Genomic DNA, 25870 nt, shown 5'->3' with positions numbered 1-25870 from the left:
CTTTTTGTATTTTTATTAAAAAATACAACATGAGAGTTTTAACATTTCTATGCCTACTACTAATTACCTTTGGGTGTAAAGAGGCAACAACCACTAAAGAAAAAAAAGACAACACAGATATTAGTGATATCTCTACCAAAGATTTTAGAGAATTTAAAGTGTTGGACTCTAAATACTTATCCAATGCTCAGATTTGGAGGGACTTAAACACTCAACTAGAAGATTTCTCGGAAAAAGAATATAACGCTTTAAAACCTTTGGTTTTAGAACAAGATATACCTACGTTACAACAACATATATCAGATGGAAAATTGTCTTATGAGAGTTTATCCAAATTTTATTTATACAGAATTAGAGCATTTGACAGAGAAAATGAGTTGTCTCTAAATTCAGTAATAGCTATCAATCCAAATATAATTACTGAAGCGAAAGCAAAAGATGATGCTTTACGTACTATGGATATTGCATTAGAAGATTTAAAGTATTCTGTTTTTGGAATGCCAATCTTACTAAAAGATAATATTAACGCTTCCGGTATGCCAACAACTGCAGGAGCAGTTGCTCTTCAAAACAACAATGCTAAAGACGCTTTTATAGTCACAAAACTTAAAGAACAAGGTGCATTAATTTTAGGAAAAGCTAACTTAAGCGAATGGGCTTATTTTTTCTGTGGAGATTGTCCAAGTGGTTATAGTGCAATTGGTGGTCAGACCTTAAATCCTTATGGTCGTAAAACCATCGATACTGGTGGTTCTAGCTCTGGAAGTGGAGTGGCTGTTGCAGCCAATTTTTGTGTCGCAGCAGTAGGTAGTGAAACCTCTGGATCTATATTATCTCCTGCGAGTCAAAACTCGGTTGTAGGATTAAAACCAGAAGTAGGTTTAGTAAGTCGTAGTGGTATTATCCCAATTTCGTCTACTTTAGATACTGCAGGTCCAATTGCTAAAAACGTGACTGATACAGCTATTTTATTGGGAGCCATGTATGGTTACGATCCTGAGGATTCAAAATCTTTTGAAACTGTCAATAAAAATTGGACACCAAGAGACTTTTCTAGATTTGAAGGACAATCATTAAAAAATAAAACATTCGGAGCATTTAAACCCTTGCTAAAAGACTCGTTGTATTTGGAAGCTATTTCGGTTTTAAAAGTGCAAGGTGCAGAAATAGTAGAGTTTGAACCTGAAGACTATAAACTTCTTGATTTTTTAAGACTTTTAAATTTAGATATGAAAAAGGATTTGTCTGACTATTTTTCTAAATATGCAGATCCAAGTTTAAACTTAAAATCGGTGGACGATGTCATAGCTTTTAATATAAAAGACTCTGCAAACGTGATGCCTTATGGGCAAAAGCTATTTAGAGGAGTTGTAGCAGATAGTGCGACTGAAGAAGAATTCAATACCATAAAAAATACATTAAAAAACAATGGGACTATGTATTTTGACATCGTTATGAAACGACATAATCTTGATGCTTTTCTATCTATAAATAATTATCATGCAGGTTTTGCTGCTGTAGCAGAAAACCCAGCAATTACAGTACCAATGGGTTACACAAAAGATGGAGTGCCAAAAGGGTTAACCTTTATAAGTAAAGACGAAAAAATGATTTTAGACTTTGCTTATTTGTATGAGCAAGCCTCAAAAAAACGACAAGCACCAAAAGATTATAATTAGTCTAAAACAGCATTTAGTTTTTCCCATAACGTATTATCATAGGTCGAGAGTCCAAAACTATCTTCATCTGCTGCGTCTCCCATCCTAATAATCACTAAATCTTTGCTTGGGACTATATAAATTTTCTGGTCGTTTTTGCCTAATGCGCAATACATATCGTCGGGTGCGTTTGGTATTAGTTCTCCTGAAAACTCAAATTGTGTTTGTGGTAAATGAAAACTAGATTTGCCATTTAACCACCACATATATCCATAAGCTTCATTAATATTTTGTGAGGTATTAGTAGCTTCATTAATAAAATTTTGAGATACAATTTGTGTGTCTTCCCATAATCCACCTTCAGAAATTAGTAAACCAAATCGTGCCATACTTCTTGAATTACTCCAATACACGCTTAAATCTCCAACAGGAATCCAACTACCAGACATGCCAATTTTATCTCTTAACTGTTCATTAAAATAACTGCTCCAAGTCTGATTACTTACTGTTGCGACTATATCTTGCAATTTAACATACACATTATGGTAAGCCCATCGTGTGCCAGCATCTGCTATATATTGAAGGTTTTCTGGTTCAACCGAGTCGCCCAAGGTGTCATCCAACCCAGAATCCATAGACAACAAGTTTTTACAGGTAATTAATTGTTCTTGTTCTAAAGTCACGCTAGTCCAACCAGTTCCTAAATAATCAGACACTTTAGTATCAATATTAAGTAATCCTTGGTCTTGCGCAATTCCTGTGACTGCTGTAGTTAATGTTTTTCCTGCACTTGCCCAATACCAGGGAGCTGTGTCTGAGTGTCCATTAAAATACTGTTCAAAAGCTATTTTTCCTTTGTGTAACACAATAAATGACTTGGTGTTGGAGGCTTCTAAAAATGATGTTAATTCATTTAAAGCAGTTGTATTCCAATTTAAATCTTCTGGTGAGGTGGTTTCCCAAGTATCAGAATTTAGAGGTGGAAAATAAGTCGCTTCAGGCGTTGGGTTAATGGTATCTGAGTCGGTATTGTTAGTCGTACAATTAAACAGTGTCACAATTAAAAGACAAAGCACAAAGTGAATCGTTTTCATAGTATTGGTTTTTCTTTTGGACTATTAAATATATAAAAGGTTTAAACTATAGTCTTCTTAATCTTAAATCTTAATTCTTCAATCGTAAATCATAAATCATTATGTATCTTTGCAGTCCAAAATTAAGGTATGAGAACAAAGTCACTTAAGCAAAACAAAATCAACGTAATAACATTAGGTTGTAGTAAAAATGTTTACGATAGCGAAGTCCTGATGGGACAATTAAAAGCTAACGGAAAAGAAGTGGTGCATGAAGAAGAAGGTAATGTCGTGGTTATTAACACTTGTGGTTTTATTAATAATGCCAAAGAAGAAAGTGTGAACACGATTTTAGAGTACATGCAAAAAAAGGAAGATGGAGAAGTGGATAAAGTATTTGTAACAGGTTGTTTATCCGAAAGATATAAGCCAGATTTACAAAAGGAAATCCCAAATGTCGATCAATATTTTGGGACTACAGAATTACCAGGTTTATTAAAAGCTTTAGGTGCAGATTACAAACATGAGCTTATTGGTGAGCGTTTGACAACTACTCCAAAAAATTACGCCTATTTAAAAATTGCTGAAGGTTGTGACAGACCGTGTAGTTTTTGTGCAATTCCTATTATGCGTGGAAAACACAAGTCTACACCAATAGAAAATTTAGTAACAGAAGCTGAAAAGTTAGCAGCAAATGGAGTAAAAGAACTTATTTTAATTGCACAAGATTTAACCTATTACGGTTTAGATTTATATAAAAAACGAAACCTTGCCGAATTACTTGAAAACTTAGTAAAAGTGGAAGGTATCGAGTGGATTAGATTACACTACGCTTTCCCAACAGGATTCCCTATGGATGTGTTGGATATTATGAAGCGAGAGCCTAAAATTTGTAATTATTTAGATATACCGTTACAACATATTAGTGACGACTTATTAAAAAGCATGCGTCGTGGTACTACTAAGGAAAAAACCACAAAACTAATTCATCAGTTTAGAGCGATAGTCCCAGAAATGACTATCAGAACCACTTTAATTGTAGGTTATCCAGGCGAAACCGAAGCACATTTTGAAGAGTTAAAACAATGGGTTAAAGACATGCGTTTTGAGCGTTTAGGGTGTTTTACATATTCTCACGAAGAAAACACTCACGCTTACAACTTAGAAGACGATGTGCCACAAGAGGTTAAACAAGAGCGTGCCAACCAGATTATGGAAATCCAATCTCAGATTTCTTGGGAGCTAAATCAGGAAAAAATAGGTCAAATCTTTAATGTTGTGATTGACCGTAAAGAGGGTAACTATTTTGTAGGTAGAACCGAGTTTGATAGTCCTGACGTCGATAACGAAGTATTGATTGATGCAACAGAAACGTATTTAAAAACAGGAGAATATTACAATATTAAAATCACAGAAGCTGAAGATTTTGATTTGTATGGTGAGGTGGTTAAGTAGCAGAATTGCGTAATTTTTTACAATTTAAATTCTGTTATACTTTCATTTGTATCAAAAATATGAGGGTAATGTGCTTTTAAATTAGTTTTCATAAAATCTATTGGTACATCTTCAAAATGCCCATAGTCATCAATGTATTCCATAAACCGAGTACCTTTAGTATTGTATTGTTGTAAAAAGGAATTGTTTTCGCCATCAAAATCTAGTGGTTCAACATTAAATTTTTCGCATAAGGACTTATTAAATACTGGAGACATTTTTAACCATTTATTATTAAGATAGACATTTACCATTCCGTGAGGTGTTAATTCATTTGAACTAAATTTTTCTGTTAATTTCTCAACAGCTAAATGGTTTTTAACTTTTCCTAAATGTAATCTTGCTGGAAAATTTAAAGCCCTTAGGCAAGCGATTAAAATTATAGATTTCTCGACACAATTGCCTGTTTGCTTCTTAGCAATATAACTTGATCTGTAGTTGCTTTCTAAAAAACTTATGTTGTAAGGGTCATATTTCCAATTATCTCTTACTTTGGTATACAATCCTATAACTTTCATTTTATCAGATAAACGATCAGTTTTAAATTCGGAAATTATGTTTTGGATAGAATCATTTTCGAAGTCAAAATAATATGTTGGTTTAAGATATGTCATTAATTAATTTATGTTTCTAATTATTCACTTTTTACTATCTCTATTACTGTTCGAAGTTAGCTTAAATTAATAATAAATTCAAATTGCTAAGTCTAGATCAATTTTTCATTAATACAAACTTCCAACCACAAAAACAATTTGAGTATTAAGCCTAAAAAAGTATATTTACAAAAACTTAACAAATCATAAAATGAAAAAATCAATTTTAAAAACATTTCTAGTCTCTTGTTTCCTTGTGTTAACTGCTTGTGGTGGTGGTGGACCAGAAATTGCAACCATTAACTTTTTAGAGAGCATGTATTCTGGCGACTTTGAAACTGCTAAACAATATGCGACAACTGACACTAAATCTATGTTAACTATGCTAGAATCTTTTGGTGCTAAAGACCAATTTGCAGACAAAATGAAAGAGTCAGAAATGGAATTTGAAGTCATAGAGACTAAAATTGATGGTGATACAGCTGTTTGTAAAGTAAAAATGTCAAGTAGTGAAGATGAAAAGGATCAAGATATGCCAATTAGCCTAGTTAAAAAAGATGGCGAATGGTTGGTAGACATGAACAAAGAGTCTATGAATAAAGAAGGTATGAATGATCTTGATAAAGAAACAGGTAATCCAGATACTGATTATGATGATGAAGATTATGAAGACGAGGATGATTATGAAGAGGATGACGTAGAGTAAATGATAAAAACAACTATTAAAATACTACTATTTATAGGTGTCATTTTTTTAGGATATAAATTTTTAAAAGACGATTCAAACAGATCTTATGAATCGTCTTTTTTGTATAAACTATCCTCTAAAGAAAAGGCTAAGCTTCAAAATGGAGACATTATCCTTCGACGTGGTTATGGTTTAGTCAGTACCATGATTTTAAAAATGATGGACGAAGATTATGACGTGACACATCTAGGTATTATCATAAATCAAAACGACACGTTAAAAGTAGCACATGCCTTATCTAGTAGTGTGTCTAATCAAGATGGGTTACGCTTACAAGCGTTAGATTCGTTTGTACATAACTCGCACGACCAGACTATTTTAGTCACTAGACTAAAAAACATAGATAGTATTAATCAACAAAAAATAGTGCGTCAAATAGCGTATTACAAACAAAAAAATCTACCGTTTGACCACAGTTTTAATTATAAAGATAGTACAGAGCATTACTGCTCTGAGCTTATTTGGCGTATATATGAGCATAATCTCAATATCTTAAAGGTTTCGGATACGCTAAGTGACGAGTATAAGTACAACTCGCTTAAAACCTTTTATGACACTAATTATTTTGATGTCATTATAAATCATCAAAAAAAAGGTAAGTCCAGTTTAGACTAGTGTTATACCTTCTTCAAATTTTTACTAATCTTTTTAATAGCGCTTTCTATAGATTTTTCTGGTTCTATAATATTGTATTCTCCCCAAAAATTTGGATCGGAAAATCCCGAGGCTTGATCTTGTAAAATACTAGTAGGTCTTAAACGTTTGGTGTCTTTATTGGTCAAAAGGTTTTCGTCTATATTCCAATCGGTAATAGCCATTTCACTTTGTAAGGTATATTTACTATTAAACAAACGGTTTTTCCAATTGACTTTAAACGTTAGTAAAATATTACTGTAACCAAAATACCATTTACCGTTTTTAGTTTTGTAATTAACACGATAAGAGGCTTCTGTTGGATAGACTTTAGCCTGTCTAGGTTTTTTTCTAACAAACAGTTTAGAGGCTTCTTCACGGTTTTCAACATTTAAACTATACACAGCACTTGTTAATGCATAAGTGTTGGCATCAATGTATAATTTACCAGAATACATAGGACTAAATACGTTATTGTTTTGTTTAAAATTAACCACATAAACAAGTCTATTGTCTATCTGTGTGGAGCGATCAAAACTAAAATTGTAATCATCCATGTTGTCATCGGTAAAAATAAACTTTGGATACTTAATCACATCTGTATACAAGCTACTAAATGGACCACCTTGTAATTTTAATGCAATGGTGTCCAGTCTAGAATAATCGGTATTTTTTCTAGCTTTTATTAGTGTAATTCCATCGTTTCGGTTAGACGTGTAAGACTGCTTGTTAATAGTCACAACTGCTTCAGATAAAGAGGCGTTTTTGTTTCTTTTTTTAATGGTTTCTCTGTAAAAACCTGTCATAAATACATTTTCAGAAAAATAGTTTTCACCTTTTAAAGACAAGGTTTTGCTAACTAAAGTTCTGGCGTCTTTTGGTACCACTAAATCAATTTCAGCAAGAACTGTTGCAGCTTGCTCTAGATAAATTTTTGTATCTATAGTTTTAAATTCTGATAATGGAACATCTAATTTTTTATAACCTAAGTAGGAGATAGAAACAGAATTATCTAATAAATCTTCGGGAACTTTAAGTATAAATTCACCTTCGTTATTGGTTATGGTACTTATATTAGAGTTATTTACTGTAAGATCTGCCAACGCTAAAGCTTTAGACGTGTCTTTGTCTAATATTTTACCTTTAAATTCTTGTGTATTTTGTGCGTAACTAAATACGCCACAAATTAGAAATAAAAGTGTTAAAAATGTGTTTTTCTGTGTAAAAAATAAACGTTTCATAGCTTTATTTTATAAAGGGATTAACACATAAATTTAATCATAAATTGTCAGATTGTTGTAAGGATTTATGTTAATTTTAAGACAAACTATAGGCTAAACTGCCTTATATTTACATCAGATTTAATTGTAACTATGCCAACAGACTGTATACCTTTTAAAGATACTGGATACTTTTCTAAAATAATAATAGACTACCTTAACCAAAAGACTGAACTACAGTCGTTTTATGGTAGGTTTCCTGTATTAGAAAATTTTAAGGCTCAAATACAAGATAAGCAAAACAACTATTCTTCTAAAAATAGATCTGTTTTAGTCAAAGTTTTACAAGAGCAATACAAGTCCTTAGAGGCTTCTCAAGCAACGTTGTCTAACATTAATTTGATAGGTAAAGACACAACCTTTACAGTAACTACAGGACACCAGCTTAACTTGTTTACTGGTCCATTATACTTTTTACATAAAATAGTATCTACAATTAATCTGACCAAACAATTACAAGACACTTATCCAAACTATAATTTTGTACCTGTATATTGGATGGCTTCAGAGGATCATGATTTTGAAGAAATCAATTATTTTAATTTCAGAGGAAAAAAAATACAGTGGAACAAACAAGTTAGTGGGATTGTTGGTGATATTGAAACAGAAAGCTTAAAAGACGTTTTTGAAATAGTTTCAAAAGAACTTGGTGTTGGTAAACATGCAAACCAATTAAAGGAGTTGTTTGAAAACGCCTACTTAAAACACCAAACTCTAGCAGAAGCGACACAATATTTAGCCAATGAGTTGTTTAAAGACTATGGTTTAGTAGTCTTAGATCCTAACCATAAAGCGTTAAAAGAATTATTTGTTCCGTATTTAGAAAAAGAAGTCTTAGAGCAAGTGTCTTTTAAGGCTGTTCAAGATACTAATCAACACATTAGTCATTTGTCCAGCGATTATAAAATACAGGTTAATCCAAGAGAAATAAACTTATTTTATATCTCAAAAAACCTTCGTGAACGTATTGTTTTTGAGGATGAAAGGTATAAAGTACTTAATACTAAAGTTAGCTGGAGCAAAGCTGAAATACTAAAAGAAATTAATCAGTTCCCAGAACGATTTAGTCCTAATGTAATCTTACGTCCACTTTACCAAGAGGTTATTTTACCAAATCTATGTTATATTGGTGGAGGAGGCGAGCTAGCGTATTGGTTTCAATTAAAATCTAATTTTGAAGCTAATCAAGTTCCTTTTCCAATTTTACTTTTACGTAATTCTGTGTTGATTCAAACAGAACAACAAGCTAAAAAACTTAAAAAACTAAACATTACTAACAAAGACATCTTTTTAAAACGTGATGCGTTTATTAATAAAAAAGTGCGTCAAATATCTAATATAGATATTGATTTTTCAGAGCAAATCAATCATTTAAAAAAGCAATTTAAAGATTTGTATGCCTTAGCAGAGCAGACTGATAAATCGTTTATTGGTGCAGTAGCAGCTCAAGAAAAAAAACAAATTAACGGATTACAACATTTAGAAAAACGCTTATTAACTGCTCAAAAGCGTAAGCTTAAAGATCAGGTAGAACGTATGACAGACTTGCAAAATCAGTTATTTCCGTATGGAAGTTTGCAAGAAAGAAATACTAATTTTTCTGAATTATATTTAGAGTTTGGTCAACAATTAATACCAGAATTAATTAAACATTTAGAGCCACTTAGAGGCGAGTTTACAATAATTACTATTTAATTTAATTCTGTCAATTTAGTTGTTAAAAAGAATTAAAAAAAATCGCAAATAGTAATTCGTAAATCTAAATTCTATATACTATTTTTGCGCATGCAACACGACAAAGTACTTATTTTAGATTTCGGATCGCAATACACTCAACTTATTGCGCGTAGAGTTAGAGAGCTTAACATCTATTCAGAGATTCATCCATTTAATAAACCACCAAAAGATTTAGACCAATACAAGGCAGTTATATTGTCTGGTAGCCCAATGTCGGTTAGGTCAAAAGATGCTTTTCATCCTGATTTATCAGAAATTAGAGGTAAAAAGCCTATGCTAGCAGTATGTTATGGTGCTCAATATTTAGCCCATTTTTCTGGAGGTGAAGTCGCAGAATCAAATACAAGAGAATACGGTCGTGCAAAACTAAGTTTTGTAGAAGACAGCGACACCTTTTTAGAAGGCATCCATGAAGGAAGTCAAGTTTGGATGAGTCATAGCGATACCATTAAAATTTTACCAAAAAACGGAGTCTTATTAGCAAGCACGCACGATGTGCAAAATGCAGCCTATAAAATAGAAGGCGAAACCACGTATGCTATCCAGTTTCATCCTGAAGTGTATCACAGTACAGATGGTAAACAATTGCTAGAAAATTTCTTAGTCAAAATTGCAAATGTTAATCCAGATTGGACACCAAATGCATTTGTACAAGAAACGGTTGACGATTTAAAAGAAAAATTAGGCAACGATAAAGTAGTCCTTGGATTATCAGGTGGTGTAGACAGTTCTGTAGCTGCCATGTTATTGCATAAAGCCATCGGAAAAAACTTATATTGCATATTCGTAAACAACGGATTATTACGTAAAAACGAATTTACAGACGTCCTTGAGCAATACAAAGGTATGGGCTTAAACGTTAAGGGTGTAGATGCTTCGGCACGCTTTTTGGATGCACTAGCAGGAAAGAGCGATCCAGAAGACAAACGTAAAGCAATAGGTCGTGTGTTTATAGAGGTGTTTGATGACGAGGCGCATAGAATTGAGGATGTAAAATGGTTAGCACAAGGTACCATTTACCCAGATGTAATAGAAAGCGTAAGCGCAACAGGAGGACCAAGTGCAACAATAAAAAGTCATCATAATGTAGGTGGATTACCAGACTTTATGAAACTTAAAATAGTAGAGCCTTTAAAGGCGTTGTTTAAAGACGAAGTTAGACGTGTAGGTGCTTCTATGGACATGGATAAAACCCTTTTAGGTCGTCATCCATTTCCAGGTCCTGGTTTAGCCATCAGGATATTAGGAGACATCACAGCAGAAAAAGTACGCATCCTTCAAGAAGTAGATGCTGTGTTTATAAACGGTTTACGTGACGCAGGATTGTACGACAAGGTATGGCAAGCAGGCGCCATTTTACTACCAGTAAATAGCGTAGGCGTTATGGGAGATGAGCGTACGTACGAAAAATGTGTAGCATTAAGAGCAGTAGAAAGCACCGATGGTATGACAGCAGATTGGGTAAATTTACCCTATGAGTTTTTACAAAAAACAAGTAACGATATAATAAACAAAGTAAAAGGCGTTAATAGAGTAGTGTACGACATTAGTAGTAAACCACCAGCAACCATAGAGTGGGAGTAAAATAATAAGGGCGTTACCACAAGGGTCGGGCTTTCACTACTCGCTCTCTGCGAGGAGCTCAAACAAACCGTTCAATCCCTAACGCAACTTTAGAACGTATAAATAACATATGAAAAAAATAATATACATCCTTAGTGTAATAGTTTTATTGGGTTGTGCTTCCGCAAAAGCGCAAGACTATAAAACTCACAAAGTTAAAGTTGGCGAGACTATAGAGCAAATTGCTGCTAAATACAACGTTTCAAAATCTCAGATATATGCATTAAATCCAGATGCCAGAAAAGAGATTACACCTAACTCTGTACTTATTATCCCAAAAGCAACAACAGTTGCTGCTACACCAACAGTTAACGAAGTAAAAACTTTAGACGGTTTTAAAACTCATAAAGTAAAACGTAAAGAGACCTTGTATAGCTTATCCAAAAAGTACAATGTGTCTCAAGAAGATATTAAAAAACACAATCCAGAATTGTATGCCAATAACTTACGTAAAGGCGATAAAATAAAAATTCCGCAATACACCATAACCAAAGAGGTAGTTGCTGCAAAACCAACAACTAAAACCTATACAGTAAAACCAAAAGAAGGTAAATGGCGTATCGCATATCAATATGGAATAACAGTTCAGGATCTTGAAGATTTAAATCCAAATATGGCAGAAGTCCTACAACCAGGTGACGTAATTAATGTACCAAATTTAGAGAAGGAAGACGTTAAACAAATAGACGAGCAATACAGTTATTACACCGTTTTACCAGCAGAAGGGTTTTACAGATTAAAACTTAAAACAGGATTAACCCAAGAGCAATTAGAGCAATTAAATCCTGGGTTAGAAACTACTGGTTTAAAAGAAGGTATGGTGTTAAAAATCCCGTTTAATGCTACATTAACTGGTCAAAATCAAAACGTAGAAGGCGGTTTGGTTACTGGAGATACACTAGTATCTTCAGATTTATCTAACAGAATAACAGATAGAAGCACTAAGCATATTGCTATTATGTTGCCTTTTAAGTTGAATAAAATTGACTCAGACTCAATATACGACACAAAAAAATTGATTAAAAGTGACCCTTATATCAGTACTTCGTTAGATTTTTATTCAGGGGTTAAAATTGCATTAGACAGCTTAGCTTCTTTGGGTATCAATTTAAAAGTGGATGTGTACGATACAGAAAACAGAGAAAGTAGAGTAGCGTCTTTATTACGTTCTAATTCTTTTGATGATGTAGATGTGGTTATTGGACCTGTGATGCCAAAACTATTTAATACAGCTGCAGCTGCTTTAAAAAGTAAAAATATTCCGTTAGTATCTCCAATTACTAAAACAGTAAATTTAGGCGACAACGTGTTTCAATCTAGACCAGCAGAAAAACTATTACAAGAAAAAATTATCAATTATTTTAAAGCAGATAGCACGTCACACTTTATAATTGTCTCAGACATGAAAAATAAAGCAACTGCAGATCTACTTAAAAAAACTTTTCCTAGAGCCTCTTTGGTCATGTCAAGAAAAGTAAGCAAAACAGGAGAGGACGCTTACTATATTTTAGACCAAGACATAGTTAATGTGTTAAAACCAGGTAAAAACGTTGTGTTTTTAGAGACTGCTAACGCTGGATTTGTGTCTAATGTGTCTAGCATATTAAATTCAAAAATTAATGCAATAACTTCAGTTGTTTTAGCAACAACAGACAAAACCAGAGCTTTTGAAGATGATGAGGTTAGAAACACCCATTTATCTAATTTAAGTTTTACCTATGCGTCAATAAATAAATCGTTTAGCGAGGACGAAAGCAATAGCTTTAATAAGCGCTACATGGATTTATATAAAGAGTCTCCAAATCCTTATGCTGTAAGAGGATTTGATTTAACTATGGATGTAGTGTTGCGTTTAGTGACCTCAGAAGACTTATACCTATCAGTTATCGAGTCGCCTCTAACCAGTTATGTAGAAAATAAATTTGCCTACAAAAAGAAATTATTTGGAGGTTATTATAACGATACTGTGTACTTAGTCAAGTATCAAGATTTAAAAATTGTTGAAGTAAAACAATAAAAATCAGTATCTTAACGTTGTTTTAGGAGCTTTTAATTATGCTAAAGTATATAGTCATATTCGCTGGATGTTTTTTGTTGCAAAGTGATGCAATGGAAGAATTGTCATGGAGCGAACATTACAGACTAACCTGGAACGATTTTAAAGGGCAACCCAATCTAGATACAGATGCAGTAGCAGTAACTGCTTCTGGTATTACTTTTAGCTATTCCATTAAACAAAGCAATAAAAAAGTAGTAGGCTTTAAAACATTAGTTAAAGCTTTCTTTTATCCAGAACACTCGTGGTGTAAAGCGGATCAAGTGGATGCTCATGTATTAGGACACGAGCAATTGCATTTTGATATAACCGAGTTGCATGCTAGACTATTTAGACAACGTATAGCTAAATTAAAACCGCATGACAACTTAGCGCAAACTCTTCAAGAATTACATAAAACTATAGAAGACGATCTAGCTAATATGCAACAGACTTATGATGCAGAAAGTAATTTTTCAATAGATGAAGTAGGTCAACAAAAATGGAAAGATAGTATCGCTTTTAGACTAAAAGCGACAGAAAAATTTAAATCCAGAGGATAGTGCAACTACAACCTGATAGGGACTTTTTAGTCCAATTGGCGCACACCAAAATGCCTTACGGAAAATACAAAGACCGATTTTTAATAGACTTACCAGAGTATTATGTGGTGTGGTATCACAATAAAGGCTTCCCAAAAGGAAAATTAGGTGATATGCTAGAGACCGTATACACGCTTAAAGTTAATGGTTTGGAAGAATTAATTAGGACCATTAAAAAGCAATACCCTAAATAAGGGATACTTATCAAGTGTCTCAAATAATTATCATAATAAAGCTTTATAACTATTATTAATTAGGAATAGCCATAGTTTGACTAGCTATAAGATAACATGATCCATTGATTTCAGCATAAGTTCTTAAAAAATGATAGGTCGTTGGACTAGGACCTCGATCTATAATGGTATAACCACTTACAATAGCTGTTTTTTCATAAATAACAACTTTAACATCTTTAGAATTTCGGGATTTTGTTTCTGTATTGTTAGTATCAATATATCTTTTAATCCTTTCTAACACAACTTCTTTATTATCAATGGTATTAGCATGATTATGGATCCAAATAAATTGATCTGCCAATAAAGAGTCAATAAAATCTAAATCTAATTCTAACTGAGCTTTTTCCCATGAAGCATCTAACTCTTTAATATGCTCAATGTTCAAACAATTTTCTTCAGTACAACCGGATAAAAAAACCATAGTTAGAGTAAGTATAAAAAATCTAATGACTATAATTTTTCTCGGATTGCAAAGTTTGTTAAAAAACATAAGAATTAATATTAAAACAAGTTAAGAACACTCAAACTATATTTGAATTCAAGCTAATTTATATGAAAAAAACGATATTATCAAGGTTATTAGTCGTTTATATAGACACAACAGATAACCAAAAATAAACCTTTAAACAAGCCTTGATTTCAACTAAAAATCATAAATTTGCAAGCGTTTAACAACGCAACATGACACCAGAAACTAAGTACATATTTGTAACAGGAGGCGTAACCTCGTCACTAGGAAAAGGAATCATTGCAGCCTCTTTGGCTAAGCTACTTCAAGCACAAGGTTACAGGACCACTATCCAAAAATTAGACCCTTACATTAACGTAGATCCAGGAACCTTAAATCCGTATGAGCATGGCGAATGTTATGTCACTGACGATGGTGCAGAAACCGACTTAGACTTAGGGCATTACGAGCGTTTTTTAAATGTACCAACCAGTCAAGCTAACAATGTAACCACTGGACGTATCTACCAAAGCGTGATTAATCGTGAGCGTAAAGGCGAGTTTTTAGGTAAAACCGTTCAGGTAATTCCACACATTACAGACGAAATAAAAAACAGAATTCAAATTCTTGGTAATTCTGGAGACTATGATATAGTTATCACAGAAATTGGTGGAACTGTAGGTGATATCGAGTCGTTACCATACATTGAAGCAGTAAGACAATTAAAATGGGATTTAGGAGATAATAATGCATTAGTCATACATTTAACTTTAATTCCTTACCTCACTGCTGCAGGAGAATTAAAAACAAAACCAACCCAACATAGCGTTAAAACTTTAATGGAAAGTGGTGTACAAGCAGATATTTTAGTGTGTCGTACAGAGCACGAACTACCAAGCGATTTAAAGCGTAAGCTAGCACTATTTTGTAATGTGCGCGAGGAAGCGATCATCCAGTCTATTGATGCCTCAACCATTTATGATGTGCCAAATTTAATGTTAGAAGAACAATTGGATAAAGTGGTGTTAAAAAAGCTAGCATTACACAGTGATGTGCCAGATTTAACACGTTGGAATCAGTTTTTAAAACGTCATAAAAATCCAAAATCAGAAATCACTATAGGATTAATTGGTAAGTATGTCGAGTTGCAAGATTCTTATAAATCTATATTAGAATCATTTATTCATGCTGGAGCAGAAAATGAAGTTAAAGTTAATGTAGAGTCTGTCCATTCAGAATATTTAAATGAAGATAATATCAAAATGAAATTATCCCATTTAGACGGAGTGTTAGTAGCACCAGGCTTTGGAGAACGTGGTATTGAGGGAAAAATAGATGCTATTAGATTTGTACGTGAAAATAACATTCCTTTTTTAGGGATTTGTTTAGGAATGCAAATGGCTGTTATTGAGTTTTGTCGTAACGTATTAGGTCTTGAAGATGCAAATTCTACAGAGATGAACCCAAAAACCAAACATCCAGTAATAGATATTATGGAGGATCAAAAATCTATTACAGAAATGGGTGGAACCATGCGTTTAGGAGCTTGGGATTGTCACATAGAAAAAGACTCTATTGCCTATAAAGTGTATCAATCACAAGATATAAAAGAGCGTCATAGACACAGATACGAGTTTAACAGTAACTATAAAGACCAGATTGAAGCTGCAGGCTTAAAAGCAACAGGTTATAATCCAGAAACCAAACTTGTAGAAATTATTGAAAATCCAGCACATCCTTGGTTTGTTGGTGTACAATATCATCCAGAATATAAAAGTACAGTTGCCAATCCACACCCTTTATTTGTGGCTTTTGTAAAGGCAAGTTTAAAACACAGTAATAAAAAATAAGTGTCAATTTGACACCAATTTAAAAGTGGTCGTATATTTGACTAATTAATTATTCCTTTAAAAAAGTAAGAGGAACCAAATAATATGGAAGAAAAAAAGCTAGACACAAACTCGATAATAGGATTTGTTTTAATCTTTGGTATTTTATTATTTATGATGTGGCAAAATAAGCCAACTCCTGAAGAATTAAAAGCTCAAGAAGCAGAAAAGCAAGCACAAATTGAAGCTCAAAAAAAAGCGGAAGCCGAAAAATTACCTGAAACTAAAGTCACTACAGCTTTAGATTATTCTAAGCCAAAAGATTCAAATGCAGTGGCTGAGCTACAATCTAAAATTGGTGATTTTGCTTATTCTGCTGCTTCATCAACGTTTTCTGAAGATGAGGTAACTGTTGAAAATGAAGTGTTAAAACTAAAATTTCATACCAAAGGTGGTCATTTATCAGAGGTTAAATTAAAGCAATTTGTCGATTTTGATTCTATTCCAATTCATCTGGTAAAAAATGGAAATGCGGTTTTTAACATCAACTTTCAAACTACAGATAATCGTACGTTAAATACTAAAGATTTATACTTTCAGCCAACAGTTACTAAAAGTGGAGACTATACCATAGTATCAATGAAACTTAAGACTGCAGAAGATAAATATTTAGAATACAAATACATAATTAAACCTAATGAGTATATGATAGATTTTACTATCCAATCTCAAGGTTTAGAAAGTGCAATTAATACGTCTAATCCTATTCATTTAGATTGGACACAAAAAGCTTACAGACACGATCAAAGCATCAGTTACGAGAATAGATATACGCGTTTAACTTACCAAATGGATGGTGGAGATGTAGATAAACTCTCTCAAATGGGTGACGATGACGAGATAGAAGAGAATGTAGATTGGCTGTCCTACAGACAACACTTTTTTAGTTCAATTTTAGTTACAGATAAGCCTTTTAAAGAAGTTGCCATCACGTCTAAAAACTTGGTAGAAGATGAAGCTAAAGACTCCATTTTTACTAAGCAGTTTTCAACCAAAACAGCGTTGGCGTTAAATGGTGCCAAAATCAACAATAACTTAAAGTTGTATTATGGACCAACAGATAGCGAAATTTTAAAACAATACGACAATAATTTAGTAGAAAGTATCCCATTTGGATGGGGAATTTTCGGCTGGATAAACAAGTTTTTATTTATTCCTTTGTTTAATGGATTAAGCTCGTTTTTACCTTACGGTATTGCCATTATTGTAATGACTGTTTTAATAAAATTAGCAATGAGTTTTGTGCAATACAAGCAGTATTTGTCGCAAATGAAGCTAAAAGTTTTAAAGCCAGAATTGGATGCAATTAGAGAAAAGTATAAAGACAATAAATTAAAAGCACAACAAGAAACTATGGCGTTGCAAAATAAAGCAGGAGCAAGTCCTTTAGCAGGATGTTTACCAGCTTTAATCCAGATGCCAGTGTTTTACGCCTTATTTATGTTTTTCCCTACTGCTTTTGCTTTAAGACAGAAAAAGTTTTTATGGGCAGATGATTTATCGTCATACGATGTGGTTGCAGAATTACCGTTTAACATTCCGTTATATGGTGATCACGTAAGTTTGTTTCCAATACTTGCAGCAATAGCTATTTTCTTTTATATGAAGTTAACCACTGGTCAAAACCAGATGTCGGCTCCTAAACAAGAAGGAATGCCAGATATGGCTAAAATGATGAAGTACATGATTTATTTTGCACCAATCATGATGCTTATTTTCTTTAACCAATATGCTTCAGGTTTAAGTTTATATTACTTTATTTCTAACTTAATTAGTATCGGAATTTTATTAGTAATCAAAAACTTTATTTTAGATGAAGAGAAGATTCATGCTAATATTCAAGTACAAAAAGCGAAGCCTAAAAAAGAAAATAAGTTCCAAAAACGAATGAAAGAGATGATGGAACAAGCAGAAAAGCAAAAACAAATGCAACAAAAAAATAAAAGAAAATAAACTCTTTTAATTTATAGTTAAATGAAGCTGTCTACTTTAATTTTAGTTTGGCAGCTTTTTTGTTATAACAAATACAATTAAATAACGTTAAGCCATCAGGCAGGATTTCCGCGAAAGCGATATAATACTATTTTATAATGAAAAAAATACACCTAGCGCTACTATTTATATTTGTCACTAGTGGGTTATTGGCACAGGATATTAACCAGTTTGACGCTAATGGACAACGTCATGGTAAATGGAAAAAGAATTTTGAAAACACCAAAGTGGTAAGGTATGAAGGCGAATTTGATCATGGAAAAGAAATAGGTACTTTCAAATTTTATAAAAATATTGATGGTAAAGCTGTGCTAACTGCAACTAAAGTTTTTAATAAAGATACTAATGAAGCCTATGTCACTTTTTTAGCTAGTACCGGAAAAAAAATTAGCGAAGGTAAGATGCTAGGAAGGGATTATATTGGTAAATGGGTGATTTATCATAAAAATGCTGATCAAGTCATGACGGAGGAGTATTATAACGATAAAGGCAAATTAGAAGGCGAACGAAAAGTTTATTATTTAAGCGGTCAGGTAGCAGAAAAAGCTTACTATAAAAATGGTTTGTTAGATGGAGAATCTACTTGGTACACAGAAAATGGAAACCTTATTAAAATAATTACTTACAAAGCAGATAAATTTCATGGTGCCTATAAAACATACAATAAAGAAGGACTTATAGCTACAGAAGGACAGTATAGAGATGATGTAAAATGCTGTGTGTGGAAAAGGTATAAGGATGGTGTGTTGGTAGAAGAGAAAGATTTAGATAAAAAAAGACAGTAAATAACTAAAATAGCACATATTAAAAAACGCCTTGAGAAATCAAGGCGCTTTTTGTTAATCTAGATTAATGTGTCTATTAATCAAAGGGAAAGCAATTGTTTAACATTAATCTAAATCATGATTAAAAAACTAACTAATATAAATTCTTCTTATGGTCTGATAACTCTATCTACCACATGTACTACTCCATTAACAGCTTGAATATCGACTAAAGACGTTACGATATTAATAACTCTATTTAAAGGATCTGTTATAGTAAAGTTACTTGTATCTACATCTATTGTACCACCTAAAGTAGTAACTGGTCCTGTCATTAATCCACTAGATTGTACATTTCCAGATACAATATGTATATTTAATACTGCTTCTACTGTTGCAGGATCAATATCTCCTAGTTCTGTCATACCGCTTGGATCTAATTCCAATAATAATGCATCAAATGCATCGTTTGTTGGAGTAAATACTGTTAGTGGTCCTGATTGAGCATCAGCTAAAGTTGACACAAACATTGGTGATGGCGTTTGAGAGTCAGCAGATCCTAAAGCAGTAACTAAATCTTCTAGAGCAGGATTTGTGGTTGCAAATGTTGCTAAGGTTGGCAAATCAATTACAGCATCAACAACGTGTACAATACCATTAGAAGTTGAAATATCAGCAATATCAACATCAGCGTACCCATTAAAAGTTACGCCAGACGTACCATCCCAGTATAGACTTAAGTTTGTGTTGTTTGGTCCAGAAGCTAAAGTGGTAGTATATCCTGCAGATCCAGCTAAATCTGTTGATAAAATGTTTGCTCCATCTATAACATGATTTAGTAAAATTTGTGTCAATACATCGTTTGGTACATCAGATAAAGATGCAAATCCTTTAGCTGCTAAAAATGCAGTGAAGGCATCATTAGTTGGTGCTAAAACAGTTCTGCTTCCGTCAGCAGATAATGCGTCTACAAGTCCTGCTTGTACAACAGCTTCTACTAGAATACTTAAACTAGGTGTAGCTTGAGCAGTAGCTACAATATTTAATTGTTGTGGCATTGGTTGTTGTGTCGCGTCGTCATCGTCGCTACAAGACCATAATACAAAGGTCGCTAAAAATAAAAGTGATAATTTTTGGATTGTTTTCATAATAATACTTTTTATAAGTTTGTTTAACAAATTTATTGAAAGATTAAACAAAGTATTATAAGGAATTGTTAATTTTTTTTAATTAACTGTTTGTTAACACATTAAGTTCTGTTTTCAATTGCCTATAATTATGTTTTAATTTTTAAGAAAGACTTATCTTTGTGCTCTATTTTAAAAACATGAAAAAAAGAGTCATTGTAGGATTGTCAGGAGGAGTAGATTCTAGCGTTGCTGCTTATTTATTAAAAGAGCAAGGTTATGAAGTTATTGGATTATTTATGAAAAATTGGCACGACGATTCTGTAACCATATCAGACGAATGTCCTTGGCTTGATGATAGTAATGATGCTATGTTAGTCGCAAATAAACTAGGAATTCCGTTTCAAACAGTAGATTTAAGCGAGCAGTATAAAGAGCGTATCGTAGATTATATGTTTGACGAATATGAAAAAGGACGTACACCTAATCCTGATGTACTTTGTAATAGAGAAATCAAGTTTGATGTATTTATGAAAATTGCATTAGACCTTGGTGCAGATTATGTTGCAACAGGACATTACTGCAGAAAAAACACCATAATAAAAGATGGACAAGAGATTCATCAATTACTAGCTGGAAAAGATACAAATAAAGACCAGTCTTATTTTTTATGTCAATTATCACAACAACAATTAGCTAAAGCATTGTTTCCAGTGGGTGAATTGCTAAAACCAGAAGTTAGAGCAATTGCTAAACAACAAGACTTAACCACTGCAGAAAAAAAAGACTCTCAAGGGTTATGCTTTATTGGAAAAGTAAGATTACCAGAATTTTTACAACAACAACTAAAACCTAAAGAAGGAGTTATTGTAGAAATACCTAAAGACCTACCGTTTTACAATGAAACACCTCCTGGTTTTGTTTCTAAATTAGAAGAATTACAATACAATTCCAGAAAACCAATTTATTCTGTTAAGCAAGGTAAAGTTATGGGTAAACATCAAGGAGCTCATTACTTTACTAAAGGACAACGTAAAGGTTTAGCAGTTGGCGGAACAGTAGAACCTTTATTTGTTATTGATACAGACGTTAAAGAAAACGTGATTTATACGGGTCAAGGTGCAGCGCATCCAGGATTGTACAAAAACACGTTGTTTGTGTCTAATGACGAGTTACATTGGGTTAGAGAAGATTTAGCTTTACAAACAGGAGAAAATTTATCTGTTTTAGCACGAATTAGATATCGTCAAGTACTCCAAAATGCAACATTATATAAAGTTGAAGATGGTTTATATGTACAGTTTGAACAACCTCAATCTGCTATTACCGAAGGGCAATTTGTAGCTTGGTATTTAGATGAAGAATTAGTAGGTTCTGGTGTAATTTCTTAACTTGCAGTAGCAAAAGGTTACTGTCATGAAAAAGCTGCTCCTAGTATTTATATTCATCTATTCTTCAATAGGTTTATCACAAGAACATGCTTGGGTATATCTAACAGATAAGCCTAACAGTAGTTCGGCTTTAGCTAATCCTAATTCAATTTTAACACAAAAGGCTCTAGACCGTAAAGCAGCACACAATGTTGCTGTAGATTTTAGAGATGTTCCGGTGGACGAAAGTTACATTACTGCTATAAAATCGCAACCTGGTGTGTCCGTTATGGCTAAATCTAAATGGTTTAATGCGTTGCATGTTGTAGGCGATCCAGCAGATATCAATGCATTAAGTACAGTTACTGTAAATGGTAATATAATTGTCAGTTCTATCGATTTTGCAGACGATAATCTAAATACCAGAACCAGTCAAAATCAAGATAAACATGAGGTAGAAGCCAGTTTAACTACGTTTAATTATGGTAGTGCTGCCAACCAAATTGAAATGATTAATGGTGACGATTTGCACCAACATCCAGACAGCTATACAGGAACAGGTATGACAATTGCTGTCCTAGATGCAGGATTCCCAGATGTGGATACCATGAATGGGTTTCAGCGTTTAAGAGATGCTGGTGGAATTTTAGGTGGTTATGATTTTGTTGATAGAACAAGTGATGTGTATATCTACCAAGGAAATTCTCATGGGACTTGGGTACTTAGTGATATGGCAGGTTTTATTCAAGATCAATTTGTCGGAACTGCTCCTGATGCAAACTATTATTTATTCAGAACAGAAAACGCAGCATCAGAAACACCTTTAGAGGAAAGCTTATGGGTAGAAGCTGCAGAACGTGCAGATAGTTTAGGTGTTGATGTTATTAACTCGTCTTTAGGCTACACAACGTATGATAACCCAAATTATAGCTATACACCAGCAGATATGGATGGTAATACTGCTTACATTACCAAAGGAGCAAACATCGCTTTCGAAAAAGGTATTTTAGTAGTAAATTCTGCAGGAAATTCTGGTGGAGGAAGCTGGCAAATTGTTGGCGCTCCAGCTGATGCAGCAGGTGTGTTTAGTGTTGGTGCAGTAAAACCAGATGGGACGTATGCATCTTTCAGTTCTCAAGGAAATAGTACGCAACCCACTCAAAAACCAGACGTGGTGGCTCAAGGTCAAGCTAGTTACGTAATCCTGAATAATGATACAATTACTACCTTAAATGGTACCTCGTTTAGCGCACCAATATTGGCTGGTGGCATCGTGTGTTTATGGCAAGCGTTACCAACTTTGTCTAATGCTGAAATTATGCAATTGGTCAGAGAATCAGCGTCGCAATACAACGCACCAGATAATTTATTAGGTTACGGAATACCAGATTTGTCCATTGCTTTGGCACAAGGTTTATCCATAGTCGAGTTTCAAAATCAAAATACAACTTTAAAAATATATCCTAATCCAGTTAAAAATCAATTAACTTTTGAAATCCCTAGCCAATATGAACAAGCTTCGGTTAAAATTTACGATATCTTAGGAAAAAAAGTCATTGAAACCACAGTCACTTCAATGCAACAAAACATTAATACTGCTACTTTAGCTAAAGGTGTGTATTTAGTAAAAATTGAAGCAAACGACTTATCATTAACCAAAAAAATTATTAAAAATTAAGTGTGATTGTCGCCTCAAGCGTAGTCAATGTGCTTTCAAACAATAAAACAAAACCAATGTCACACGGAGCTTGTCGAAGTGTCTTAATAATAAAATATGCCAAATAAAATTACCCAACTCTTCAATATTAAATACCCAATTATTCAAGCAGGAATGATTTGGAATAGCGGATGGAGACTTGCATCTGCTGCAAGTAATTCTGGAATTTTAGGATTAATAGGTGCAGGTAGTATGTATCCAGATGTGTTACGCGAGCACATCCAAAAATGTAAACAGGCAACCAACAAACCCTTTGGTGTTAATGTCCCAATGTTGTATCCAAACATTGAAGAGATTATGAACATTATTGTAGAAGAAGGTGTAAAAATTGTGTTTACTTCTGCAGGAAACCCTAAAACATGGACCAAATGGTTACAAGAGAAAGGAATTACAGTAGTGCATGTGGTTAGTAGTGTTAAGTTTGCTTTAAAAGCACAAGATGCAGGCGTGGATGCTGTAGTAGCTGAAGGTTTTGAAGCTGGAGGACACAATGGTCGTGACGAAACTACAACACTAACCTTAATACCTATGGTACGCGAGCAGTTACAAACCCCATTAATTGCTGCTGGAGGTATTGCAACAGGAAAAGCTATGTTAGCGTGTATGGTTTTAGGTGCAGATGGCGTACAAGTGGGAAGTAGATTTGTAGCCAGTACAGAAAGTAGCGCACATCAAGCCTTTAAACAAGTAGTTGTGGATGCAAAAGAGGGCGATACACAATTAACCTTAAAAGAATTAGCGCCAGTTAGACTCATAAAAAATAAGTTTTATCAACAAGTTGAAGACTTGTATAAAACAGGACCAACACCAGAACAACTTAAAGAATTATTAGGTCGTGCACGCGCCAAAAAAGGGATGTTTGAAGGTGATTTGGAGGAAGGTGAATTAGAAATTGGTCAAATTGCAGGATTAATTCATGACATTAAACCTGTTGCAGAGATTGTAAAGGATATGGTGGAGGAGTTTGAGGAGGCTAAGAATGGAGTGATTAATCTTTAATACATTTAATGGTAATTTTCCATTAAAAAATCTACTCAAAACTACTACTTTTGCCAAATGGTTTTATCCCAATACACAAAAGAGTTTAAATACAATTGGCAACTTGCAGCTCCTGTTATGCTTGGTATGTTGGGACATACTTTTGTAAGTTTTGTGGACAATATTATGGTTGGGCAATTAGGTACAGCAGAGCTAGCTGCTGTGTCTTTAGGGAATAGTTTTATGTTTATTGCTATGTCCATTGGTATTGGTTTTAGTACTGCAATCACACCTTTAGTGGCAGAAGCAGATGGCGCAGACGATTTTGCTAAAGGCAAATCGGCTTTTAAACACGGACTGTTTTTATGTACTGTTTTAGGTGTGTTATTATTTTTACTCGTCTTTTTTGCTAAACCATTAATGTACTTAATGAAGCAACCGGTTGAGGTGGTCCAATTAGCAATTCCGTATTTAGATTTAGTAGCGTTTTCGTTAATACCTTTAATTGTTTTTCAAGGGTTTAAACAATTTAGTGATGGATTGTCATTAACCAAATATCCTATGTATGCTACAATTGTAGCTAACCTAGTTAATGTTGGATTAAACTACTTGTTAATCTTTGGTAAGTTTGGTTTCCCAGAATTAGGTATTGTTGGCGCAGCTTACGGGACTTTAGCTTCTCGTTTTATAATGGTCGCTTATTTGTGGTGGTTGCTTAAAGGTCGCGAAAAATCTAAAGCCTATGTTACCAACATCAAATTTTTTGTATTAAATAAATTAATGTTAAACAAAATAATAGGTCTTGGAATGCCAAGTGCTATGCAAATGTTTTTTGAGGTTGCTATTTTTACAGCTGCTATTTGGTTAAGTGGTTTATTAGGTAAAAATCCTCAAGCAGCTAATCAAATTGCATTAAATTTAAGCTCAATGACCTTTATGGTCGCAATGGGATTAAGTGTTGCTTCCATGATTAGAGTAGGAAATCAAAAAGGACTACAGCAGTATTTTGAGTTACGCAGAATAGCAGTATCGTTGTTTTTAATGGGCTTTGTGTTTGCTGTTATTTTTGCGTCGTTATTCTTAATATTTAATCAGTTTTTACCACGAATTTATGTCGATTTTGACGATGTTATCAACTTTACAGACAATATGGAAGTGGTCACCATTGCGTCTCAATTATTAATTGCAGCTGCTATTTTTCAAATAAGTGATAGCTTACAAGTTATAGTTTTGGGTGCTTTACGTGGATTGCAAGATGTTAAAATACCTACGGTTATAACCTTTATTTCTTATTGGTTAATTGGGTTTCCAGTCAGTTGGTATTTAGGTAAAGAAGATGCTTATGGCAGCTTTGGTATTTGGCTAGGATTATTAGCAGGATTGTCATCTGCAGCAATTTTATTATTTATAAGGTTTAATTATCTCACAAAAAAGCTCATAAATGAAAGTGCCTAAAGTTTGGAGTGCCTAAAGTATTTAAAATTGAAAGTGTCAAAAGTTTATAAACAGATAAAATTATGACGAATAAGGAGTTTGCTGAAGTTTTAGAAAAAAGAACCATTGCATTTGCCATTCAAATTCTAAAATTTTCAAGTAGCTTACCTAGTACAACAGAATCTTTAGTTCTAAGACATCAGCTTTCAAAATCTGGTACTAGTATAGGCGCTAATTATAGAGAAGCCAATAGAAGTAGAAGTCCAAAGGATTTTAAAAATAAAATCAGTATAAGTTTAGCAGAAGCTAGTGAAACAGATTATTGGCTGGAGATTATTGAAGAAATGAACTTGGTTAACAATCCAAATATTTCTAAAATGAGAATAGAAGCCAAAGAACTTTTAGCTATTTTTACATCCATAGTAAGTAAACTTTAAAT

Annotated in this window: 22 protein-coding genes; 17 read left to right on the top strand and 5 right to left on the bottom strand. The window is 33.4% G+C overall.

What is annotated here, in order from left to right:
* Nucleotides 1-29 precede the first annotated feature (29 nt).
* Complete coding sequence (locus LY08_RS11310; RefSeq protein WP_111660556.1) at nt 30-1679, top strand: amidase family protein; 1650 nt, start codon at nt 30-32, stop codon at nt 1677-1679.
* Here the strand turns inward: LY08_RS11310 and LY08_RS11305 are convergent.
* Nucleotides 1676-2752: a serine hydrolase domain-containing protein gene (locus tag LY08_RS11305; protein WP_111660555.1), complete on the bottom strand. Its 1077-nt coding sequence runs from the start codon at nt 2750-2752 to the stop codon at nt 1676-1678. The genes LY08_RS11310 and LY08_RS11305 overlap by 4 nt on opposite strands.
* A 129-nt stretch (nt 2753-2881) precedes the next feature.
* Between LY08_RS11305 and rimO the strand changes: the two genes are divergently transcribed.
* Complete coding sequence (gene rimO, locus LY08_RS11300; protein ID WP_111660554.1) at nt 2882-4186, top strand: 30S ribosomal protein S12 methylthiotransferase RimO; 1305 nt, start codon at nt 2882-2884, stop codon at nt 4184-4186.
* A gap of 17 nt (nt 4187-4203) precedes the next feature.
* On the opposite strand, the gene LY08_RS11295 is transcribed toward rimO, so the two are convergent.
* Nucleotides 4204-4839 carry a transglutaminase-like domain-containing protein gene (locus tag LY08_RS11295; RefSeq protein ID WP_111660553.1) on the bottom strand — a complete coding sequence of 212 codons (636 nt, stop codon included), beginning with the start codon at nt 4837-4839 and terminating at the stop codon, nt 4204-4206.
* 190 nt (nt 4840-5029) lie between these two features.
* On the opposite strand from LY08_RS11295, the gene LY08_RS11290 reads away from it, so the two are divergent.
* Both LY08_RS11290 and LY08_RS11285 read left to right on the top strand, forming a co-directional pair.
* On the top strand, nt 5030-5524 hold the full coding sequence (locus LY08_RS11290) for a DUF4878 domain-containing protein (protein ID WP_111660552.1): 495 nt from the start codon (nt 5030-5032) through the stop codon (nt 5522-5524).
* The gene (locus LY08_RS11285; protein WP_111660551.1) at nt 5525-6181 is read left to right on the top strand and encodes a YiiX/YebB-like N1pC/P60 family cysteine hydrolase; all 657 of its coding nucleotides are present in this window, start codon (nt 5525-5527) and stop codon (nt 6179-6181) included.
* 2 nt (nt 6182-6183) lie between these two features.
* Here the strand turns inward: LY08_RS11285 and LY08_RS11280 are convergent, their stop codons facing one another.
* The gene (locus tag LY08_RS11280; RefSeq protein ID WP_111660550.1) at nt 6184-7440 is read right to left on the bottom strand and encodes a carboxypeptidase-like regulatory domain-containing protein; all 1257 of its coding nucleotides are present in this window, start codon (nt 7438-7440) and stop codon (nt 6184-6186) included.
* 132 nt (nt 7441-7572) lie between these two features.
* Between LY08_RS11280 and bshC the strand changes: the two genes are divergently transcribed.
* The 5 genes from bshC (at nt 7573) to LY08_RS11255 (ending at nt 13670) form a co-directional block, all read left to right on the top strand.
* Entirely contained in the window at nt 7573-9174 is a 1602-nt protein-coding gene (bshC, locus tag LY08_RS11275; RefSeq protein WP_111660549.1) for a bacillithiol biosynthesis cysteine-adding enzyme BshC, read from the top strand.
* Between the two features lie 90 nt (nt 9175-9264).
* The gene (gene guaA, locus LY08_RS11270; RefSeq protein ID WP_111660548.1) at nt 9265-10800 is read left to right on the top strand and encodes a glutamine-hydrolyzing GMP synthase; all 1536 of its coding nucleotides are present in this window, start codon (nt 9265-9267) and stop codon (nt 10798-10800) included.
* 109 nt (nt 10801-10909) lie between these two features.
* A complete protein-coding gene (locus tag LY08_RS11265; RefSeq protein ID WP_111660547.1) occupies nt 10910-12856 on the top strand; it encodes a LysM peptidoglycan-binding domain-containing protein in 1947 nt (648 codons plus the stop codon).
* Nucleotides 12857-12894: 38 nt separating this feature from the next.
* Entirely contained in the window at nt 12895-13437 is a 543-nt protein-coding gene (locus tag LY08_RS11260) for a DUF922 domain-containing protein (protein ID WP_111660546.1), read from the top strand.
* Nucleotides 13437-13670, top strand: a complete 234-nt coding sequence (locus LY08_RS11255; RefSeq protein WP_262510027.1) for a DUF3820 family protein — start codon at nt 13437-13439, stop codon at nt 13668-13670. Before LY08_RS11260 ends, LY08_RS11255 begins: the two co-directional genes overlap by 1 nt.
* A gap of 55 nt (nt 13671-13725) precedes the next feature.
* Here the strand turns inward: LY08_RS11255 and LY08_RS11250 are convergent, their stop codons facing one another.
* On the bottom strand, nt 13726-14133 hold the full coding sequence (locus LY08_RS11250; protein ID WP_158526735.1) for a nuclear transport factor 2 family protein: 408 nt from the start codon (nt 14131-14133) through the stop codon (nt 13726-13728).
* Nucleotides 14134-14393: 260 nt separating this feature from the next.
* Here LY08_RS11250 and LY08_RS11245 point away from each other — a divergent pair, with 260 nt between their 5' ends.
* The 3 genes from LY08_RS11245 to LY08_RS11235 all read left to right on the top strand — a co-directional run bounded on the left by LY08_RS11245 (nt 14394) and on the right by LY08_RS11235 (nt 18826).
* Nucleotides 14394-16010 carry a CTP synthase gene (locus LY08_RS11245; protein WP_111660543.1) on the top strand — a complete coding sequence of 539 codons (1617 nt, stop codon included), beginning with the start codon at nt 14394-14396 and terminating at the stop codon, nt 16008-16010.
* An 84-nt stretch (nt 16011-16094) separates the two neighbouring features.
* Entirely contained in the window at nt 16095-18002 is a 1908-nt protein-coding gene (gene yidC / locus LY08_RS11240; RefSeq protein WP_111660542.1) for a membrane protein insertase YidC, read from the top strand.
* A gap of 137 nt (nt 18003-18139) precedes the next feature.
* Nucleotides 18140-18826: a toxin-antitoxin system YwqK family antitoxin gene (locus LY08_RS11235; RefSeq protein WP_111660541.1), complete on the top strand. Its 687-nt coding sequence runs from the start codon at nt 18140-18142 to the stop codon at nt 18824-18826.
* A gap of 149 nt (nt 18827-18975) precedes the next feature.
* Here the strand turns inward: LY08_RS11235 and LY08_RS11230 are convergent, their stop codons facing one another.
* The gene (locus LY08_RS11230) at nt 18976-19953 is read right to left on the bottom strand and encodes a fasciclin domain-containing protein (RefSeq protein ID WP_111660540.1); all 978 of its coding nucleotides are present in this window, start codon (nt 19951-19953) and stop codon (nt 18976-18978) included.
* A gap of 179 nt (nt 19954-20132) precedes the next feature.
* Here LY08_RS11230 and mnmA point away from each other — a divergent pair, with 179 nt between their 5' ends.
* The 5 genes from mnmA (at nt 20133) to LY08_RS11205 (ending at nt 25868) form a co-directional block, all read left to right on the top strand.
* Nucleotides 20133-21323, top strand: a complete 1191-nt coding sequence (gene mnmA / locus LY08_RS11225) for a tRNA 2-thiouridine(34) synthase MnmA (RefSeq protein WP_111660539.1) — start codon at nt 20133-20135, stop codon at nt 21321-21323.
* Between the two features lie 25 nt (nt 21324-21348).
* Nucleotides 21349-22980, top strand: a complete 1632-nt coding sequence (locus LY08_RS11220; RefSeq protein ID WP_111660538.1) for a S8 family serine peptidase — start codon at nt 21349-21351, stop codon at nt 22978-22980.
* Nucleotides 22981-23076: 96 nt separating this feature from the next.
* Nucleotides 23077-24018 (top strand): NAD(P)H-dependent flavin oxidoreductase, encoded by a 942-nt coding sequence (locus tag LY08_RS11215; protein ID WP_111660537.1) that lies wholly within the window; start codon nt 23077-23079, stop codon nt 24016-24018.
* Nucleotides 24019-24075: 57 nt separating this feature from the next.
* Nucleotides 24076-25452 carry an MATE family efflux transporter gene (locus LY08_RS11210; protein ID WP_111660536.1) on the top strand — a complete coding sequence of 459 codons (1377 nt, stop codon included), beginning with the start codon at nt 24076-24078 and terminating at the stop codon, nt 25450-25452.
* 62 nt (nt 25453-25514) lie between these two features.
* On the top strand, nt 25515-25868 hold the full coding sequence (locus LY08_RS11205; protein WP_111660535.1) for a four helix bundle protein: 354 nt from the start codon (nt 25515-25517) through the stop codon (nt 25866-25868).
* Nucleotides 25869-25870: the final 2 nt, after the last annotated feature.

The organism is Olleya aquimaris, from assembly GCF_003259525.1.
Classification (GTDB): domain Bacteria; phylum Bacteroidota; class Bacteroidia; order Flavobacteriales; family Flavobacteriaceae; genus Olleya; species Olleya aquimaris.
This window is presented reverse-complemented; position numbering and strand designations above follow the sequence as displayed.